This is a genomic window from Tunturibacter psychrotolerans (genome assembly GCF_040359615.1).
GTDB lineage: Bacteria > Acidobacteriota > Terriglobia > Terriglobales > Acidobacteriaceae > Edaphobacter > Edaphobacter psychrotolerans.
In genome coordinates, this window is record NZ_CP132942.1 from 4,832,028 (window position 1) to 4,851,978 (window position 19,951).

Below are 19,951 nucleotides of genomic sequence, written 5' to 3' on the forward strand. Positions count from 1 at the left end.
CCGTCAAGCCCGCTATCCGACCAACGGGAGGACCGATAACGATCAAACAGTTTCGAAGGGTATACGAGTCACGAAGTGACCGCCCCGCGTAGCGGGCCTGTCCGGCAGGGGCAAATTTTTACGAGATCTCCAGCACATCCTCACTCTTAGCGGCAATTGCCTTCGCCTTCTCCGCAACCTTCGCCGCAATCTGGTAGAAATCCTTCGCGAGTTTCGAATCCGGTCCCGCCAACGCAACTGGCAAACCCTTATCACCGCCTTCACGAATCTGCGGATCGAGCTCCACAGCCCCAAGAAACTCGAGGCCAAACTGCGCCGCGGTCCGTTCTGTTCCCCCCGCGCCGAACACGTCGATCACCTGCCCATCCGGCAGCGTCATCTGCGACATATTTTCCACCAGGCCAATCACATCAACCTTCACCTGGTGAAACATCTCAAGCGCCTTGCGTGCATCCTGCAGCGCAACACCCGACCCAGTCGAAACCACCACAGCCCCAGTCAGCGGCACGGTCTGCACCAGGGAAATCACCACATCGCCCGTCCCCGGAGGCAGATCGACAATCAGATAATCCAGTTCTCCCCACTCCACCTGCTGCAGAAACTGCCTAATAATCTGGTGCAGCATCGGCCCACGCATCACCATGGGTTTATCGCCAGGCGAGATCAACCCCACCGAAATAAACTTCACCCCATGCGACAGAATCGGCTCGATCCGGTTCTCACCCACAATATTCGGCTGCCGCGTCACGCCCAGCATCATCGGCACATTCGGCCCATAGATATCAGCATCGATCAACCCAACCCGATACCCCAGCTTGCCCAGCGAAACCGCCAGGTTCACTGCAACCGTGGTCTTCCCAACCCCACCCTTGCCACTTCCAATCGCCACAACATGCGCCACTCCCGGCAAAGGCTGCGGCCCCTGCGGTGCTCCGGCTCCCATATGTCCCATAACCGTCTCCTAAACCTTCATTAATCCAGCATCCGCGTCACGATAAAAAACGCAACTGATCAAACATGCCAGCCCGCCCCTAAAGCGGCCCGCATCTCTTTCTTCCTCTGCGTCTCTCCCGCCCGCATCTCTCTGCGCCGACCCGCATCCTCGAATCTGCGCTTCTGATGTTCCGTCTCTGGAACTACCTGCGGCACAACCAACCGGTTTCCCTCGCGATCCACCGCCACAAACGTCAAATAAGCGGAAGAGACATGCCGCAACCTCTGTTCCCGCACATCCTCCACCATCACCCGCACACCAATCTCCATCGATGTTCGAAACGCCCGATTCACACTCGCCTTCAAAATCAGCAGCTCCCCAACCCGCACGGGAGCAACAAAGTCCAGATGATCCATACTCGCCGTCACCGTAAATGCTCGCGCATGTCGGCTGGCTGCCATAGCGCCAACCAGATCGATGTATTGCATCAAACGCCCGCCAAACAGGCTTCCCAGAGCATTCGAATCCGCCGGCAACACGATCTCACTACGTTCTGACTGCGACTCCGCCACTGTCCGCTCTAAAACCAAATCACTCATTCCTACAAGTCTAAATCGCCACAACAATATCTGCGAAGACAAGCTGCCTCCACCCAAACGCTAACAACACAATCCAAATCACAAAACTTGCCAACCCTACCTCCAACACAGCACCATCGGTCTATGGACAAGATCGCCGCTCTCACCGAAATCCTCACCGCCGACCCCACCAACGCCTTCGCCCGTTACGGCCTCGCCATGGAGCACATCAGCCAGGGCCACACCGACACCGCCCTCGCCGAATTCACCACCCTCATCCAGCACAACCCCGACTACGTCCCTGCCTACCAGATGTCCGCCCAGACGCTTGCCAAACTAGGTCGCACCGAAGAAGCTATCGACCGCCTTCACCACGGCATCGCAACCGCGAATCGCACTAACAACCAGCACGCACTCGCCGAAATGGAAGCCCTGCGCGACGACATCACTACATAAACCGGCGAACAATAAAAACGCCTTCGCACACAAAAATTCTCGCCTTTTCTTTCATCGCCACATGCCCCCGAACCCTTCGACTCCGCCAAACATCTATACTTAGACATGGCGACCTCACTCCCTACCACTCTAGGCTCTCTCCGCGCCAGCGAATTCACCCCGGCCCGCCTCGCTCGCAGCGTCAAGGACGAGCTCCGCGAGAATCTCATCGCCAAACTTCGCGCCTCCGCGAAGACCAAAACTCCGCTCTTCCCCGGCATCGTCGGATACGAGGACACAGTCGTCCCCCAGATCGTCAACGCCGTCCTCAGCAAGCACAACTTCATCCTCCTTGGCCTCCGCGGTCAGGCAAAATCCCGCATCCTCCGTGCGCTCACCACACTCCTCGACCCGCACTGCCCCTACGTCGCCGGCTCCGAGGTTCGCGACAACCCATACGCGCCGATCTCCAAGTTCAGCCGCGACCTTATCACCAAAATGGGCGACCAAACCCCCATCGCATGGATGACGCCCGACGACCGCTTCGTCGAAAAGCTCGCCACACCCGACGTCACCGTGGCCGACCTCGTCGGCGACATCGACCCCATCAAGGCCGCACGCAGCAACCAGGATTTAGGCAGCGAGCTCACCATGCACTACGGCCTGCTTCCCCGCGCCAACCGCGGTATCTTCGCCATCAACGAGATCCCAGACCTCGCCGGAAAGATTCAAGTAGCTCTCTTCAACATCATGCAAGAGGGCGACGTACAAATTAAGGGCTACCCAGTCCGCCTCCCTCTCGACGTAGCCATCGTCTTCTCCGCCAACCCCGAGGACTACACCGCTCGCGGCAAAATCGTCACACCACTCAAAGACCGCATCGGCAGCGAGATCCGCACTCACTACCCCGAGGACGTCGAAGAAGGCATCACGATCACCGCTCAGGAAGCCTGGTCCACACGTCCTGCCTCCAAGATCGAGATCCCCCACTACATCCGCCAGATCGTCGAGCAGATCGCCTTCACCGCACGCGAAGACAAAAAAGTCGACAAGCGCAGCGGCGTCTCTCAGCGGCTCCCCATCAGCACCATGGAGCTGGTCATCTCAAATGCCGAGCGCCGAGCCCTTCTCCACGATGAAACCATCGCAGTCCCACGCGTAGGCGACATCTACACCGCCCTTCCCGGTATCAGCGGCAAGATCGAACTCGAGTACGAGGGCGAGATGCGCGGCGCAGACACGGTCATCCGCGAGATCATCCGCCAGTCCGTCGCCACTGTCTTCGACAAGTACTTCGCGAACACCAACACCCAACAGATCGAGCAGTGGTTCAACCTCGGCGGCACCGTTCAACTCAACGACGAGCAACCCGCCAGCGGCTCCCTCGAAGAGCTCAAACAGATTCAGGGCCTCATCGAAAAACTCTCACCGCTCGAGATCAACTCAAAGTCTAAACCGGAGATCGCCGTAAGCGCCGCTGAGTTTCTTCTCGAAGGAATGTACGCCCACAAGCGCCTCAGCCGCACCGAAGAGCGCGCCTTCAGCGCCGCAGAAAAGAAATCGCGCACCGATCAAGCTTCACAATATGCAGAACGCATGCGCGAACGCGAGATCGACCGCGAAGAAGCCGCCCGTAGCCGCACCCGTCGCGGCTTCAACTAACCACAGCCGCTTCTGAGGAAAACACATAAACTCGGGTCTTCCTCAGTTGGCCTGTACATGGATCCCATGCTCCTGACCTCCACACTCGCGCTCATCGCACTTGTTGTTCCGCCGGAAAAGCCGCGCCCTCACATGTCCGCCGCGCAGCTCAACGACATCGCCACCATCCTGGCCCACGACGAAGGCTGGCCTCTGGGCGACCCGGACTACACGCTCGACCCCATGCATCCCGACACCGACGACGGCTTCGACAGCATCGGCATCTACAAAAAAGCCCACCTCGTCCGCATGTACTCCATCGAGCGCTCCACCGGCGAAGTAGTCGACTTCCTCCGCGGCTGCGAAGTCTTTCGCTTCGACGACATCAAATCCTTCCAATCAAAGATCAGGCAGCAATCACAAGCGCCCGCTCTCACCGACCAGCAACTCGCAGCTAAGGCAGGCTGCACGAAACTCACCGTCGTCAACACCCGTTGGGTCCACTAGGTCCAAACTATGAAGCGCGTCCGATACACAAAGTTCACCGGCGACCTCGCCTCCTCCTTCGGCCTCGAAGACCTCATGCAGGCTCTCTCCGACTTCCTGCTCGACTCTGGCTTCAACGACCCCATGTCGCGCTTCCAGGAGTTCGACGGCGATCAGACCATGGAGAATCTCCGCGAAGCCATTCGCCAGGCTCTCGATTCCGGTGAGATCTTCGACGACGAAGCCCAGGAAAAATACGAAGCGTTATCCGAAGACCAAGTAGAAGAACTCATCGACCAGATCATCCAGAAGATGCAGGAGCAGAACTTCATCAACGCCGAGATGCCCGAACAAGGTCAGGGCGAACAAGGCGACGGCAACGGAGAAGCCCGCTTCGAGGTCACCGACAAGGGCATGGACTTCCTCGGCTACAAAGCCCTCCGCGAACTCCTCGGCCCACTCGGCAAATCCAACCTTGGTCGCCACGACACTCGCCACGAAGCCGCGGGCGTCGAAACCAACGGCAGCAGCAAGCTCTACGAGTTCGGCGACACTCTCAACCTCGACATCACCGCTACCCTCTCCAGCGTCTTCGCCCGCGAGGGTCTAGCCACTGCTATCGAGGGAGAAGAGCACGCTCCACTCAACATCTACCACTCCGACGTCCACGTCCACCAGTCCGACTACCAATCCTCCTGCGCCACCGTCGTCCTGCTCGACTGCTCCCACTCCATGATCCTCTACGGCGAAGATCGTTTCACCCCAGCCAAGCGCGTCGCGATGGCCCTCTCGCATCTCATCCGCACGCAGTTCCCCGGCGACACCCTCAATCTGGTCCTCTTCCACGACACCGCCGAAGAGATTCCCGTCTCGCAACTCTCTCGCGTCAAGGTCGGCCCGCACTACACCAACACTCGCGAAGGCCTCCGCATGGCGCAGCGCATCCTCGCCCGCCAAAACAAGGACATGAAGCAGATCGTCATGATCACCGACGGCAAACCCTCCGCCCTCACTCTCCCCGACGGCCGCATCTACAAGAACGCGTTCGGCCTCGACCCACTCGTCATCTCCGAAACTCTCGAAGAGGTCTCACGCTGCAAGCGCGCCAACATCATGATCAACACTTTCATGCTCGCGAGCGACTTCTCTCTCATGCAGTTCGTCCAGCAGGTCAGCGCCATGTGCCGCGGCAAGGCCTACTTCACCACCCCGCAAAACCTAGGCAACTATCTACTGATGGACTTCATGTCCCGCCGCATGAAGACCGTCCATTAGACCGAGCAGAACTGCTGAAACTCCACCACCCCCGCACAATAACGACTTACCTTCCTTGCTCTCCCTTATCCTTCTTCCCCTTATGCCCGAGGTCCAATCCAAACTGCGGCGCAGACCTCGTCCCACTTACTTTCACAGGAATCACCGCTCCAGCGCCATCCTTCTTGAAGAACGGATCCACCGGCTTCAGCAGAAGCGACTTCCACTTCGAAGCCACCATCTGCGACACCTTCGCCTTGGTCCTCACCTTCCCTTCAAACTCGAACCGCTCTCCATCCAGCGTGTACTCCCCAGCCAGCGACACATCAGCTCCCGGCAACGTGTAATTCAGCTTGCTAAAACTGAGCTTTCCATCCGCCATCACAAACTGCCCCACCATCTGCGAGCGCACATCCTCCGCGCCCGGCTTAGCAGCCTTCGGATCCCCCTGCGCCCGCAGACTCAGCATATCCACCTTGTCCTGCACCTCTGGATTCGTAAAGTGAATCTGCCGCAGCGTATAGCCGCCCTTTAATCCGATCTTCTTCGAAACGCTCTCAGGTCCCGGTCGGATATGCAGCTTCGTCTTCATCTGTAGCGCTCCAGTCATCACCACCGGCGAAGTTTTCACTGCAAGCTGCAAAAAGTCCTGAATCTTACCAGAGGGCACATTCACATCCAGATCGATGATGTGCCCCTTCCCCTTCACATTCACGATCGCTCCTTTGCACGTAAAATCCGATCCACCCAACCGCGCCTCCACCGGCTGCAGATACGTGTCCCCGCTCGTTCCATCCACAATCGCATGGAATTTCGTATGCAATGGCACGCCGTGGTTCGCAGTATCCAGCGAAAAATTCGGCGTCTCCGTAGTCCCATCCACCACAATCTTGTTCAACTGCCCACTGAAGTCGCCCACCGAGGACAACATCCCGCCGATCCCTCTGATCGTATTCAGATCGACATGATCAAACGTATACTTCCCCGACACACTCGAATCGCCGGGACTCTCGTTGTTCCACGGCCCAAAGGTTCCCGTCGCATGAATATCGCCCTTCGGAATCGCGTTGACGAGTGTTGCGTCATACCTCCACGGTGCATCAGGTCCCACGTTCCGCATCACGATGCGGCTCATCTCGAACTCCTTCGGCTCCTTGTCCGGCTTGATCGTTCCAATGACCAGACTTGAATCGTCAAACACTATCTCTTCCACCAGAATCTTGATCTTGCCCAGATGCCGTTGCCCCTTCGGGGCCTGCTGGCGCATCTCCCGCGGCGGAATATGTATCACCATCCCTGCGATATGCACCGTCCCAACATGCATCGGCTTCACAAACAGCCCCAACATATTCGCATGAAACGAGAAATGCCCAAGCGCGATCAGGGGATCTTTCGCCCCTGCCGCGACTACTTCATCCTCCGGATAGATCCGCAACCCATCCCCCGAAACTTCAAGCCCTTTCAGCACCGAGACCGAGAAGGCATCCATCTCCACTCTGCTATTGAAACGCGTGCTCAATGTCTCGATCACTCTGCCCTTCAAAATCGGCATCGCACGATGCACCGCAATCTCGCCAATCACCGCGAGAACAATCACTGCAATCAGCAAGGAGATCGAAATCCAGCCCCACACGCCTCGGCGCTTCACAGCCTTCGGGTCGTTCAAAGTTCCATTCATGCTTTTCTTTCATCACAACGTACGTGATATTTTTTGATGCCGAAAAGCTATGAAACGTTCCAGTGCAAAGACATTCGATCTCAGGCAACATAGTGGGAAAATCGGCATAAAAAGTTACGCCTCAAATAAAAACCCATCCTGCCGCATCCGATTAAGTTACGTTTATCCGTGCCGCCAAAGCCCCGCATCGTCGATCTCGTGCTTCTGCTCCTCCTGCTGGCGCCTTCCGCACGAGCAGTGCAGATGCACGAAGAGCTCATCCGCATCCCATGGACTCAGGCCGCGCCCAACGGTCTGAGCGCACTTCTCGTCTACGCCGACCTTCCCGGCAAGCATCCTCTCGTCGTCATCACCCACGGAACATCCCGCGAGCTCGAACCGCGCAACAACATCACTCCCTGGCTCTTCCTTCCCCAGGCTCGCTGGTTTGCTCGCCGTGGCTTCGTCTCCCTCGTCGTCATACGTCGTGGCTATGGCTCTTCCAGCGGGAACCCCGACTACCTCGGCAATGGCCGTTGCCCCCAGATTGACTACGAGGGCGCCGCCCGCAAATCCGCCGAAGATCTCCGTATCGCCATCGACTTCGGCAGCAAGCTCCCACCCGTCGACCCCGCCCGCGTTCTCGCCGTCGGCATCTCCACCGGCGGCATGGCCACCGTTGCTCTCACCGCCAACGCTCCCACAAATCTAGTCGCAGCCATCAACTTCGCTGGAGGCCGCGGCTCCAGCGCCGATCACGATATCTGCAATTCCGATAGTCTCGTCGCCGCATATCGCAACTTTGGCCGGCACTCGCGCACACCAATGCTCTGGATCTACGCCGACAACGACAAATACTTCTGGCCTGAGATAGCGCAGCAGTTCGACGCTGCCTTCCGTTCCACCGGTGGGCAGGATCAATTCCTCCACGCTCCGGCCTTTGGCGAAGATGGGCACACCCTCTTCAGCCACGGCATTCCTATCTGGTCCCCCATGGTCGACGACTTCCTCCAAGCCCACAATCTTGTTCTTCTCCCGCAGCCGCTTCCCGAGATCACTCCCCCCAACATTCCACCACCGGCAGGACTCTCCGACCGCGGTCAGCAAGCCTTTCGCGGCTATCTCACCCTCGGCCCACACAAGGCCTTCGCCCTCTCTGCCCATCACTACGCCTCATCGGTAGCACAAATGACCGCAGACGATGCTCGCAAAGACGCTCTCAAAAACTGCAACCGTCTCGCCGCATCGGACAAAGAAACCTGCAGCATCGCCTTCGAAGAGAACTCACCTGCAAATTAATTACGAATCAACCTGCTACTTCGCCCGCGCCGGAAGATCAATGATGTTGTGTCCATCGTGGTACACCGCAAAGATCCTCTGCGTATTTCCGATATCGACCAGCGGATCAGCATCCAACACCAACAGATCCGCGCGCTTTCCGACCGCAATCGTCCCACGATCGCTCGCATGCAGCAGCTTCGCATTCTCTCCCGTGGCAGCCGTAATCGCCTGCAACGGAGTTAGCCCCGCCTGCACCATCAACGCAAGTTCATGATGCTCAGCGAACCCAGGAATGCGCCCAGGCAAAGCGCCAGAATCCGTTCCAAACCCAACACTGACTCCCGCATCAAACAGCTTCTTCAGATTATGTTGCCCAATCTCGAAGTCTTTCTGATGTTGCACCGTCTGCGGATCCTGCTTGATCTTCTCCGAGTATCCAGGCGCCGCAAACTTCGCTAGCAGCTTCGGTCCTGCAGCCTGTTGAAAGAAAGGCGTCTTCATAAACGCGGGATTTTCAGCGTAAATATACGCCGACTCATCCACCGTAAACGTCGGCACATACCAAACATTGTGCGGTTTCATCGATCGCACAAACGCATCATCCACCACCTGGTCCCGCACCGAATGCGCCAGCACATCTACGCCATCGGCGACCAGTTGTTTCGCATCCTCCAGCGAATACACATGCGCCGCCACCCGCACGTGTCGCTTATGCGCCTCATCGATCACAGCTTTGTAGATCTCCGGCGACATCTCCGGAACTTTGCCATGCAGCTTATCCACCCAGATCTTTATGAGGTCCACCCGCTGCGCGGCCATCTCATCGACATCGCTCCGCGCCTCTTTCACCGACGCCGGACGAAAGATCTGGTCCGTCGCCGCAGGCAGCGGCGGCGCCCCTTCAGGCACTCCAATCCCCCTCCCCGCAGTAAAGATAGAAGCCCCACCCAGCCTTCCCGCCTGCTGCTCATCCCGCAACACAAATACCAGATCGCGATTCAGGCCGAGCGACAAAATCGCAGTCACCCCATATCGCTCATACTGCTTCAATTGCGCGGTCACATTCTCACGCGTATATCCGCTCGCGGATGACTCGGCATCATCCACAATCAACCCAAGGTGCGAATGCGCGCTGATCAATCCCGGCAACACCGTCTTTCCTGTCAGATCGCGAACCTGCGCCCCCGCTGGCGCCATTATCTCCGCCCCGCCTATCTGTTCGATCTTTCCATTGCGCAGCAGCAGCGAAACATGCTCCTTCGGAGCCGCGCCAGTCCCATCAATAACCCTCGCGTTTCGCAGCACCACCACTTGTTGCGCAGGCGTCTGCCGTCCTGGGGCCTGCGGTGTCGTAACGATCTGAGCCAGCCCGGAAAAGCTCCCAATCAAGACCGTAATGAGAAGGAAGATCGATCGCAGAACCATGATGACTTTGTTAGATGCAGACACGCCACGCGAAGTTCAGCATCTGCCACATACCTCCGTCAACAAGCCGTTCGAGCGGAAAGCCCCTATCGTCGCTCCCGCCACAACCGGTACAGCCCCCACGCCGCCACCGAGCAGTTGTCCACGATCGTCCCGTCCAGAATCATCTCCTCGAAATCTCGCACTCCGACCCTCTTGACCACCAGATCGCTCTCCTCCGCATCCGGCTCCGGCTCCCCCATCGTCAGCCCCTCAGCCAGAAACACATAATGCTTCTGATTCATTACTCCATACGCAATCTGCAGTGTCGACAGCAGTGTCATCCGCTCCGCCATCAAACCCGTCTCCTCCCGTAGCTCTCCTCGGGCCAGATCTTCGGGCTCCACCTCCGCCACCTCCCACCCACCCTGCGGAAGCTCCCAGTGCCGCGCCCCCACCGTATAGCGGAACTGCTCAATCAAATAGACAAACTCTCCCTCCGCAGTCACCTCCAGCGGAATCACAATGCAAGCCGGATCTTTATCGACCACCCCGTAGATCCCGCGCTTGCCATTCGCCCGTTCAATCACATCTTCCCGCACGCTCGTCCAGGGATTCCGGTATACCTCCCGGCTGCTAATCGTCTTGATCCTCACAACACCCCCATCCGGCCGTCGCCCTCATTGCCTAGTCAGGAACCAAAAATTCAAGGTGCGACGGATACTTCTCCGACCCATAAATCGAAATCGTCTGCCCTGCATAAGCTCCCTTAGGAGCCGTCATAATGTTCGGCACAAACGTCTGTGGATTCCGGTCATACAGCGGAAACCAACTAGACTGCACCTCCACCATCAACCTGTGCCCCTTCAAAAAGGTATGATCCGCGCCATGCAGGCTCCACTTGTACTCGGTCACCTTCCCTGGAGTCACAGCTTCTGGCGTCTCAAAGCTCTTCTGATATCGCCCACGAAATATCTCATCTACAATCATCAGCTGATAGCCCGCCATCGGCGCCGGCGCATCCTCCGGATAAACATCGATCAGCTTCACCACAAAATCCCCATCCGTCCCAGTCGTCGAGGCAAACAGATCCGCGACAACATCCCCCGTTACCGTGACATCCTTCCTGAGCACAGGAGATGAAAAATTCACCAAATCCTTTCGCCCGCTCACAAACCTCTGATCCTCCACCAGCCACGTCCGCCACTTCGACCCATCCCCATACGTCGACTGAATTGGCCGATTACGATAAGGCACCGGATTCGCGGGATTAGCGCTGTAGTTAACTGCAATCTTGCCGCCAACTCCACCTGCCACAGGAGGCGCCGTCATCTCTAATCCACCATCCGTCGTCAGATAGAGCTTCGCCGCTTTGAACCCTTGCTTCGGCGGCCACGCCTCATAACGCTCCCACGTATTCACGCCAGTCCTGAAGCTAGCCACACCGGTCAAATCAAATCCCGCCCGACCTTTCAGATACTTCTCAAAGAACGGTGCCTCAATCGTCTTCCTATATTGGTCCCCCGTCGCTGCCCCAAAATCCAAAACTCCGAGATGCCGCGTCGTTGGCCCCCACCCACCGTGATTCCATGGCCCCAGCACCATGAACACCTCACCCTTCACATCATGTGGCTTCAACGCTGCATACTCTGCCTGCGTCCCCCACATATCTTCCTGATCCCACCATCCACCCACCTCAAGCGTCGGCACCTCAACCTTCGTCAGATGCTTCTCAACCGCCATATCCTGCCAGAACTTCGTATAAGCCGGTTGCGTCAAAAAAACCTTCGCTGTCGGCAGTTTCTCCATCTTTGCAGCGTCCGCAGCACCAGCGAAGTTCACATTGTGCAGAAAGAAATCAAAGGTATCTTCCTTGCTCTCCACGCGCGCATCCGTCTTTTGTGCCTCCAACTGTTGCACATAGTCGAACCCATACGTTTCGCGGAACGCGCCATTGTGAAAGAAGTCATCCCCCATCCACACATTCGTCATCGGAGCCTGCGGCGAAACCGCCTTCACCGCCGGATGCGCATCGATCCCCGCTGACATCGCCAGAAACCCCGGATACGAAACCCCAAGCACACCCACTTTGCCGTTGTTATTCGGCACATTCTTCAGCAGCCAGTCAATCGTGTCCCGCGTATCCGTTGTCTCATCCACATCGTCCTTCGTCGTGTGGGCAACAATCGCGCGGTTCATCACAAACTTGCCCTCGGACTCGTACCGTCCGCGAATATCGCCGAACACAAAGATGTAACCACTCGCCGCCAACTCCGGCTTACTGCCGTTTACTACAGCCGACGAAACCCAGGAGGTACCATACGGGGTCCTCTGCATCAAAAACGGCAGCGCCTCACCACTCGTCTCCGACCCCACCGGCCGCAGAATCACCACATGCAGCTTCGCCCCGTCCCGCACCGGAATCATCGCCTCACTGCGTGCATACTCGCGAAACTGATTCAGTCGCACCCCTACATCGCTGAAGCGCTCCTCCTTCCACACAACGTCCTGTTCCCCGCGCTCACTCAACGTGCGCGTCAAACCTGACACCTTACCCATCGCGTCCCGTGCAAATACCACGCGCAGCCCAGGCGCAAAAAAATGATCCGCCGACCCCGCCTGCAACTCAAACCGCGGCGACCGCTCCCCTTCGATAAACAACTTGTTGCCGTCCCGATATACCGAGTTCACCACATCCGGCTCGGTCGTCTCGCGATACTGCCCCACATACTCGTCTACCTGCCCCGCCGGCAGTGCGATCGCATGCGTCCTCTCCGCTGCCTGAACCCCTTGCGCCCCGAGCACCGCTGCCGAAGCCATCATCCACCCAAAAAGAAACACCGCGCAACGGCCGTCAAGTCTCATTAAGTCCACCCTCAAAATGAAATCATTGCGTGTAACAAAAAAACCGCAGACACTTTGAAAGAAACCGGTCGAGAGCTACTCTTGGCCCGGCGCTTTCTAGGAAGTCTGCGGTCTTGTTCTAGGTGAGAACTGCTTCAGGCCTGGCCGCACATTGAAAGCCCACTCGGTTGTGCGAGCCGTCGCAAAACGGCCTCTTCTCACTTGCCCCGCAGCGGCACAGCGAGATCGCCGGCTTACCAGTCAAATCCCACTCCTTGCCATCGGCGTCCTTCAAAACAATGTGTCCTTCGACCCGCAGTGGACCATTGGGCCGAACTGTAATCTTTACCGCTTCTTCCGACATCGCTCGTTACTCTCTCTCTTACAAAGGATGAGTTCAGCATAGCAAATCCGTAGCCGCAAATCGTCACGACACACCTCCACCGACGCGCCATCACCTCATCACAACGACGAGACAGTGGTATCTCTCTAGACGCTCATCGCCTCTCCTCGAGGAATCGAGCCAAGCCTCGTCGTATCTTTCACCCATCTCGCTCGGAGCCATCGGTTCATCGGCTCAGAGTAACTCCGCGAGACAACGGCCCCTAATAACCCCGAAAGCAAGAGGACCACAAGGAACATTCCCGGAACAACTCGGACTGGCTTATTCAGAACCAGAAAAAGATGAAACACACTCAAAACAACGAAGATGTGTGTCAGATAAACCTCGTAGCTTAGTCTCCCCAGATGCACCAAAGGCCCAGCAAATCCCAAAGCTTTCCATCGCGTCTGCGAAACCACAGCGAGCACCAGACAAGTGCCTAAACCGAGAACCGTCATATCCAGTCCACTACGGCCAAGCCCCAAACGGTCGGCACGAATCGAAAAACAAAGAATAAAAACAAGCATCAAAACTCCTGCGGTGCCCCCCACTAGAAGCTTCGTCTTGGAAAGACGAAGCTTCGTGCAGAACAGCGCAGTCAAAGAACCCAGCGCAATGCCGTCCATGCCTCCCAGGTAGGAGTACTCTCTCCACACTGGATTATGGTTCAACGCCTCCGAGCGGGCGAAAGGTCCTAAGAAGACAAAAATAAAAAGTAGCGCCGACAGAAAACTGGTGCGGCGAAACATTCGGCACACCAACGGAAAACAAAGATAGAACGTCTCCTCAACCGACAGCGACCATAGGACGTCCCAACTCGCTGGCAGATATCCTCGTCGGGCCTCAAGCAGATTGACATGAAAGGTAAGCGCAGCGGCCAGAGCCCGTCCCAATCCGCCTGTCTTCTCACCGACGACAAACCCCTCGACCTGCGTCAGGTGCAGGACGCTGAGAATCAAAAGAAGAAGCAGAAGCAGCGGAGCAATGCGAGCAAACCTCAACCGATAAAAATCGAGCACGTTTACCGAGGACACGGAACCCCAACGCCGCAGTGCTGTCGAGGTTATTAGAAATCCGGAGATCACAAAAAATATCTGAACCCCAAACTGACCACTCCATACCAGCGAAGACACCAACTGAGGCGGCAGCCCGTGCGTAAACGGAACCTTGGCACCCAACAGCTGCATGTTGACGTGATTCATCAGCACAAGGCAAATCGCAAGTCCGCGAAGAAGATCCACACCATCCATCCGCGGCCAAATCCGAGAAGACTCCGCCTTCAAACTCAGCCTCTCTTCAAAACGAAGCAATCTCCAGCACCATCGAAGACAAGAAGCTTCAGTCACACCACATTGACTTCCATCTCATCCACATAGCACCATCCCCAACTCTCACCCGGCTCGATCGACCGCATAATCGGATGCTGGGTCTTGTGAAAATGTTTGGTCGCATGCTTATGCTGCGATGAATCACAGCACCCCACATGGCCGCACTCCAGACACATCCGCAGATGCACCCACGTGCTGCCGATCTTCAAACACTCCTCGCAACCCTTCGCCGAAGGCTTCACCTTCCGAATCTGGTCCATGTGCGTACATTCCATTTCCGTGCACCTTCCTTCGCCCTGATTCTACCCTTCAGCGCACGGACCACCGCAAACCGCCGCGGCTCTCCTTGCTCTACTCCCGCACACTTCTTTATTTCCCACTAATTCTCAATCACACATCGACCAAGCTTGCGCAGGCGATGAAGTCGCTCAGTGACTCCCCATCAATCACTCAAGCCCTCGGTAATCCCATACTCCTTCAGCTTTCGGTAAAGCGTCGTCTTACCGATCCCCAGCAACTTCGCCGCCATCAATTTATCGCCGTTTAGCTGCCGGATCGTCCCAAGAATGGCTTGTTTCTCCATCTCGGCGATCGACACAATCCCGCCCTCCGGAACCCCCATCGAGCCACTCTGCTCCAGCCCGTCCTCATCCATCGCGTGAATCGCAGCCCCCTGCAGCATACGGAAGTTCTGCAACTGCGTCGGCAGATCGCCAAGGTGAAGCACCGGCCCCGACGAAAGCGCACACGCCCGCTCGACCGCATTCTCCAGCTCCCGAACATTGCCCGGCCAGTCATACTCCGCCATCGTCCGCAGCATCGAGTCCGAGAAACTCCGCTCCACTCCCGTCTCCTTCTCCATCCGCTTCAAAAAGTGCGTCGCCAACACCGCAATATCCTCTCGCCGATCTCGCAGCGGAGGAATGCGCAGATTCACCACGTTCAAACGAAAGTAGAGATCCTTGCGAAATCGCCCCTGCTCCACCATCGTCGCAAGATCACGATTGGTCGCCGCCAGCACGCGCGCCGAGATAGGCCTCGCCTGCGTCGCTCCCACCGGCCGCACCTCCTTCTCCTGAAGCGCACGCAGCAGCTTCGCCTGCAGATCGAGCGGCAGCTCTCCAATCTCATCCAAAAACACCGTTCCGCCGTCAGCCGAGGCCAGCAGCCCCTCCTTCGCGCGATCCGCCCCGGTAAAGGCTCCCTTCACATGCCCAAACAACTCGCTCTCAATCAGCGTCGGAACAAGCGACCCGCAGTCCACCGGCACAAAAGGCTTCGCCGCGTTCGGCCCGTTGAAGTGAATCGATCGTGCCACCAGCTCCTTGCCCGTTCCACTCTCGCCGAGGATCAAAACCGGATGCGTCGAATAAGCCACCTTCGACAAGATCCTATAAAGTTTCTCCATCTCCGGAGAGCGGCCAACCAGCCCGCCCATTCCCTGTTGCGTTCTCAGTCTCTCGCGCAGTTGCCGGCTCTGCACATCCATGTGCAATTGCTGCCCCGTCCGCTCGAGCACCGCCGTCAACTCCTCCAGCGCAAACGGCTTGGTCAGATAATCGCCAGCACCGATCCGCATCGCTTCCACCGCAGACGACACCGTCGCAAACGCCGTCATCACAATTACCGCCGTATCCGGATGCAGCGCCTTCACCTGCTCCAGCAGCGGCAACCCACCTCCGCCCGGCAGCTTCAGATCCAGCAGCAGCAGATCGATCCGCCGCTGCTTGAGGATCTCCCGTGCCGCCGTTGCACTCTCAGCGCCCACCACTTCAAACCCCATTCCCGCTGCAATCTGGCAGCAGGCCTTCCGCACCGCCTCGTCATCGTCGACCACAAGCACATGCAGCAGCCCCAGGTGCTCCGCAGGGCTCACCGCGTGCGCTCGCGCATCCGGCGCCGCAACCGGCGAAACTCCTACCAGCACACCCGACGGCGAATTCGTGCCCACATCCTCTCTCATCTGCTCCTCATTGGTCCTCTCGCTCAACACCGACACATTCCCCGTGCCATTGGTTTGCGCTCCTGCCGTTACAAAACCCGTCGTCCTTAGCATGCGATCCACCCAGCCTCTCCCCGTACAACCGTCTTCACTCCAGAGTCATTCATCCTGATTGCCTCCCTCTCCAAATCCTTCCGCTGTTGTGCCACTGCCTCGACCTGCTTCATCGCACTCCACTCCACAGAGATGCTTGTTCCCACCTCCGGCTGGCTCTCAATCGTGAGAGCCCCACCCGAGATGGCTACCAACTCCCGCACCACTCGAAAACCAAGCCCACGCCCATTCGCCGAAGAGATACCGCCAGTCTGCATCAACCGCCGCACTGCCGCCTGATCCATCCCGCAGCCACGATCTGTCACCGTCATCACGACCTGGCGCAGCGGCTCCTCCCCTTCGTGCTCCGCCTGTCTCCGCACGCCCTCCACATGAATCGAGATCGCCCCGACCCACGGAGTTGCCTCCGCGGCATTCTTCACCAGGTTCGTCAAAATTCTCTCCACCGACTCCACCGGTAGCTTCACCGGTTGAAACGCCCCCACACCAAACGAGATCTCCACCGTACGGCCAGCCACCCGGCTCAGCAGCCCACGCAACCGGTCCACCACATCCGGCAACACCGAAAACTCCCCCTGCACCTTCACGGGGCGACCTGCACGCGCATGGTTTACCAGCCGGTCAATCATTGCCCAGCTGCGATCGCTCAACATCCTCAACTCATTGGCATATTCCTTGTGCTCTTCATGCAGCACGCCAGGCAGAGCCAGCAAGTCAGAGTAAAGACTTAGTGCCCCCAACAGATTTCCCGCGTCATGCGCCAATCCCGCGCCCTCAGCCACGCCTGCGATTGCAGCCACCTCTGCCGCTGGCGCATCCGGCGTCTTCCGTGCCGTCGGCATCGCCGAACCATTAAGGTTCATCTGGCGTGTCACATGGCGAAGCGCCGCAAACTTCCCCGAACAAAACTCTGGCCCCAAGGCAGTACTGCTCTGCGTTGCCTGCATTCCGTAAATCCACCATTCCTCCGCTTCGATATTGGTTACCGCGGATACACTTCTGTAATCACTTCAAGTGCCAAACTGGAACTCCTTTCCTAAGTGATTACACATCAACCGAAAACGCCTCCTGTCCACCTCCCTCGCTCACGGCGGCCACTTCCCAAATCGGAACCACAAACAACGTCGCCGCGCAAAATCCCCAACAAAACTCCAATCCAACCAAGTCCTCCCATTATGGAACCAATCCCATTTCGGAACACTCCCACAAAGGGCTCACGCCCGAACCCTTCCCATCGCACAAAGAACCACCCCAACTATAATTCCCTCATGTCTGTAACCACCGCTACACCCTCCCCCCAGCTCTTCCGCCCCGACCACCGCCCCGCCGACGCACTCCGCCCCATCCGCATCACCCCGCACTACGTCGCCATGGCCGAAGGATCCGTCCTCATGGAGTCCGGCAACACCCGTGTCCTCTGCAACGCCACCATCGAGCAGGGCGTCCCCGGCTGGCTCCGCAACTCCGGCCGCGGTTGGGTCACCGCCGAATACGGCATGCTCCCCCGTGCCACCCTCACCCGCACCGCCCGCGAGAGCGAACGCGGCAAAGTCGGCGGCCGCACCCACGAGATCCAGCGACTCATTGGCCGCAGCCTCCGCAGCGTTGTCGACATGAAGGCCCTCGGCGAGCGCACCATCATCCTCGACTGCGACGTCCTCCAGGCCGACGGCGGCACTCGGACCGCTGCCATCACCGGAGCCTGCGTAGCCCTGGCCCTCGCTCTCGGCAAGCTGGTAAAAGCCGGCACCCTCAAAACATCCCCACTCAAGCAAATGGTCGCCGCCACATCCGTCGGCATAGTCGACGGCAACGTCCTGCTCGACCTCGCCTACGAAGAAGACTCCCGCGCCGCCGTCGACATGAACGTCGTCATGCTCGCCAACGGTGGCCTCGTCGAGACCCAGGCCACCGCCGAGCACGACTCGTACACTCGCGCCCAGCTTGGCCAGATGCTCGACTTCGCCGAAAAAGGCATCCACGAACTCCTCGCCGCCCAGCTCGCCACCCTCAAGGACGCAATCTAACCACAGCATTCAAGCAGTCTCTCGAGCCTGCGATGGCGTCGCCTTTCAAGGGCTTGCAAATCGCCAGGTACTCCCTTGCGTCCGAATGCTGATAATCCCGCTCTAACGCTGTAGAATCTTTCACGCCAACATAACTAGACCGAAGAGGCAGGGAAAAACCTTGAATATAGCTACTACCCAGCAGACCACCTACACCCGCGACCCCGAGGCCACCGACGTTCGAGCCATGAGCATCGCCACGGTGCTCTTCTTCATGTGGGGCTTCCTTACCTGTCTCAACGACATTCTCATTCCCCACCTCAAGGGCATCTTCAGCCTTAACTACGGTCAGGCCCTGCTCGTCCAGTTCGCCTTCTTCTCGTCCTACTTCATCTTTGCGCTGCCCTCCGGAAAACTCGTCGACTGGCGCGGCTACAAACAGTCCATGGTCATCGGCCTCATCGTCATGGCTGCCGGAGCGCTGCTCTTTCTGCCCGCCGCCAGCACTGCATCCTTTCCGCTCTTCCTCTCCGCACTCGTCATTCTCGCCGCCGGCATCACCTGCCTCCAGGTCTCGGCCAACCCCTACGTCACTAACCTCGGCCCGCAGGCCACCGCCGCCAGCCGCCTCAACCTTGCCCAGGCTTTCAACTCCTTCGGAACCACCATCGCTCCCTTCTTCGGCGGAGCACTCATCCTCGGCGCCATCCAGGCCTCTCCCGAGACGCTCAAATCCTTCTCTACTGCAGCTCTACAAACCTACCGCGAGCAGCAGGCTTCCTCGGTCCGCCTGCCCTATCTCGCCATCGCTCTCACCCTCCTGGTCCTCGCCGTCGCCATCGGCCTCATCAAACTCCCTACCACCGACTTCACTCGCGACTTCCGACCCGGAGAACTCGCCAGCCGCCCTGCCGGCAGCATCTGGAAACAGCCTTATCTCCTCATGGCCACCCTCGGAATCTTCGTCTACGTCGGTGCCGAGGTTTCCATTGGCAGCTTCCTCATCAACTACCTCGGCCTACCTCAGATCATGAGCTTTCCCGAACGGACTGCCGCCCACTATGTCTCGCTCTATTGGGGCGGAGCCATGATCGGCCGCTTCATCGGCTCCTACGTCCTTCGCTACATCAGCGCCGGGAAGGCACTCGCTGCGGCTGCCTTCATCGCCTTCTGTCTCGTGGTCACCACTATGCTCACCACCGGCCACGTCGCGATGATCAGCGTCATCTCCATCGGCTTCTTCAACTCCATCATGTTCCCCAGCATCTTCAGCCTCGGCCTCGCCGGCCTGGGGGAGCTCACCAGCAAAGGCTCGAGCCTCATGGTCCAGGCCATCGTCGGCGGCGCCATCCTCCCGCTCGCCGAAGGCCACCTCGCCGACCGCGTCGGAGTCCAGCACGCCTTCGTCATCCCGACGATCTGTTACGTCTATATCGCGCTCTTCGGCTTCCTCGCCTCTCGTCGCAAAGACATCGAACAGGACCCCAGACAAGCATCCCACGCAGCCGCCGGCCACTAGAGCAAGTTTCCCGTAGGTCTAAGTGTCCGGTAGCCGATTATCCGGACAAGTAGCCATGAATCGTAATATGTAATCGCGCGCCGACCCGTCTGTTGAGAAAAGAATTGCCTCTCGAGGCAACAAACCTGAATCCAAGTTTGTGCGGA

Annotated in this window: 18 protein-coding genes; 7 read left to right on the forward strand and 11 right to left on the reverse strand. The window is 58.1% G+C overall.

Translation table 11 applies throughout. The annotated features are described in order from the left end of the window. Positions 1-118: 118 nt before the first annotated feature. The gene (locus tag RBB77_RS20410) at positions 119-952 is read right to left on the reverse strand and encodes an Mrp/NBP35 family ATP-binding protein (RefSeq protein ID WP_353063551.1); all 834 of its coding nucleotides are present in this window, start codon (positions 950-952) and stop codon (positions 119-121) included. A gap of 59 nt (positions 953-1,011) precedes the next feature. Further along, positions 1,012-1,533: an acyl-CoA thioesterase gene (locus RBB77_RS20415; protein WP_179581726.1), complete on the reverse strand. Its 522-nt coding sequence runs from the start codon at positions 1,531-1,533 to the stop codon at positions 1,012-1,014. Positions 1,534-1,656: 123 nt separating this feature from the next. Between RBB77_RS20415 and RBB77_RS20420 the strand changes: the two genes are divergently transcribed. The 4 genes from RBB77_RS20420 (at position 1,657) to RBB77_RS20435 (ending at position 5,349) form a co-directional block, all read left to right on the forward strand. After that, positions 1,657-1,968: a tetratricopeptide repeat protein gene (locus RBB77_RS20420; protein ID WP_353063552.1), complete on the forward strand. Its 312-nt coding sequence runs from the start codon at positions 1,657-1,659 to the stop codon at positions 1,966-1,968. A 105-nt stretch (positions 1,969-2,073) separates the two neighbouring features. Continuing rightward, a complete protein-coding gene (locus tag RBB77_RS20425) occupies positions 2,074-3,609 on the forward strand; it encodes a sigma 54-interacting transcriptional regulator (protein ID WP_353063553.1) in 1,536 nt (511 codons plus the stop codon). A gap of 57 nt (positions 3,610-3,666) precedes the next feature. Beyond that, the gene (locus RBB77_RS20430) at positions 3,667-4,095 is read left to right on the forward strand and encodes a hypothetical protein (RefSeq protein ID WP_353063554.1); all 429 of its coding nucleotides are present in this window, start codon (positions 3,667-3,669) and stop codon (positions 4,093-4,095) included. A 9-nt stretch (positions 4,096-4,104) separates the two neighbouring features. Beyond that, on the forward strand, positions 4,105-5,349 hold the full coding sequence (locus RBB77_RS20435) for a vWA domain-containing protein (RefSeq protein ID WP_353063555.1): 1,245 nt from the start codon (positions 4,105-4,107) through the stop codon (positions 5,347-5,349). Positions 5,350-5,395: 46 nt separating this feature from the next. Here the strand turns inward: RBB77_RS20435 and RBB77_RS20440 are convergent, their stop codons facing one another. Further along, the gene (locus RBB77_RS20440; protein WP_353063556.1) at positions 5,396-7,006 is read right to left on the reverse strand and encodes an AsmA-like C-terminal region-containing protein; all 1,611 of its coding nucleotides are present in this window, start codon (positions 7,004-7,006) and stop codon (positions 5,396-5,398) included. A gap of 168 nt (positions 7,007-7,174) precedes the next feature. Here RBB77_RS20440 and RBB77_RS20445 point away from each other — a divergent pair, with 168 nt between their 5' ends. Continuing rightward, positions 7,175-8,284 (forward strand): alpha/beta hydrolase family protein, encoded by a 1,110-nt coding sequence (locus RBB77_RS20445; RefSeq protein ID WP_353063557.1) that lies wholly within the window; start codon positions 7,175-7,177, stop codon positions 8,282-8,284. Between the two features lie 15 nt (positions 8,285-8,299). Here the strand turns inward: RBB77_RS20445 and RBB77_RS20450 are convergent, their stop codons facing one another. The 8 genes from RBB77_RS20450 to RBB77_RS20485 all read right to left on the reverse strand — a co-directional run bounded on the left by RBB77_RS20450 (position 8,300) and on the right by RBB77_RS20485 (position 17,227). Beyond that, the gene (locus RBB77_RS20450) at positions 8,300-9,691 is read right to left on the reverse strand and encodes an amidohydrolase family protein (RefSeq protein ID WP_353063558.1); all 1,392 of its coding nucleotides are present in this window, start codon (positions 9,689-9,691) and stop codon (positions 8,300-8,302) included. An 86-nt stretch (positions 9,692-9,777) separates the two neighbouring features. Next, entirely contained in the window at positions 9,778-10,326 is a 549-nt protein-coding gene (locus tag RBB77_RS20455) for an NUDIX hydrolase (protein ID WP_353063559.1), read from the reverse strand. A gap of 31 nt (positions 10,327-10,357) precedes the next feature. After that, positions 10,358-12,535: a CocE/NonD family hydrolase gene (locus RBB77_RS20460; RefSeq protein WP_353063560.1), complete on the reverse strand. Its 2,178-nt coding sequence runs from the start codon at positions 12,533-12,535 to the stop codon at positions 10,358-10,360. A gap of 118 nt (positions 12,536-12,653) precedes the next feature. Continuing rightward, positions 12,654-12,878 carry a CDGSH iron-sulfur domain-containing protein gene (locus RBB77_RS20465; protein ID WP_353063561.1) on the reverse strand — a complete coding sequence of 75 codons (225 nt, stop codon included), beginning with the start codon at positions 12,876-12,878 and terminating at the stop codon, positions 12,654-12,656. Positions 12,879-13,003: 125 nt separating this feature from the next. Next, positions 13,004-14,146, reverse strand: a complete 1,143-nt coding sequence (locus RBB77_RS20470; protein WP_353067679.1) for an acyltransferase family protein — start codon at positions 14,144-14,146, stop codon at positions 13,004-13,006. A gap of 92 nt (positions 14,147-14,238) precedes the next feature. Next, positions 14,239-14,499 carry a ubiquitin carboxyl-terminal hydrolase 14 gene (locus tag RBB77_RS20475; RefSeq protein WP_353063562.1) on the reverse strand — a complete coding sequence of 87 codons (261 nt, stop codon included), beginning with the start codon at positions 14,497-14,499 and terminating at the stop codon, positions 14,239-14,241. Between the two features lie 167 nt (positions 14,500-14,666). After that, positions 14,667-16,280, reverse strand: coding sequence for a sigma-54-dependent transcriptional regulator (locus RBB77_RS20480; protein WP_353067680.1), 1,614 nt, complete (start codon positions 16,278-16,280; stop codon positions 14,667-14,669). Continuing rightward, positions 16,274-17,227 carry a HAMP domain-containing sensor histidine kinase gene (locus RBB77_RS20485; RefSeq protein WP_353063563.1) on the reverse strand — a complete coding sequence of 318 codons (954 nt, stop codon included), beginning with the start codon at positions 17,225-17,227 and terminating at the stop codon, positions 16,274-16,276. The genes RBB77_RS20480 and RBB77_RS20485 overlap by 7 nt, the downstream gene beginning before the upstream one ends. 321 nt (positions 17,228-17,548) lie before the next feature. Between RBB77_RS20485 and rph the strand changes: the two genes are divergently transcribed. Together rph and RBB77_RS20495 are read left to right on the forward strand one after the other, a co-directional pair. Further along, on the forward strand, positions 17,549-18,307 hold the full coding sequence (gene rph / locus RBB77_RS20490; RefSeq protein WP_353063564.1) for a ribonuclease PH: 759 nt from the start codon (positions 17,549-17,551) through the stop codon (positions 18,305-18,307). A gap of 160 nt (positions 18,308-18,467) precedes the next feature. Further along, positions 18,468-19,805, forward strand: a complete 1,338-nt coding sequence (locus RBB77_RS20495) for a sugar MFS transporter (RefSeq protein WP_353063565.1) — start codon at positions 18,468-18,470, stop codon at positions 19,803-19,805. Positions 19,806-19,951 lie beyond the last annotated feature (146 nt).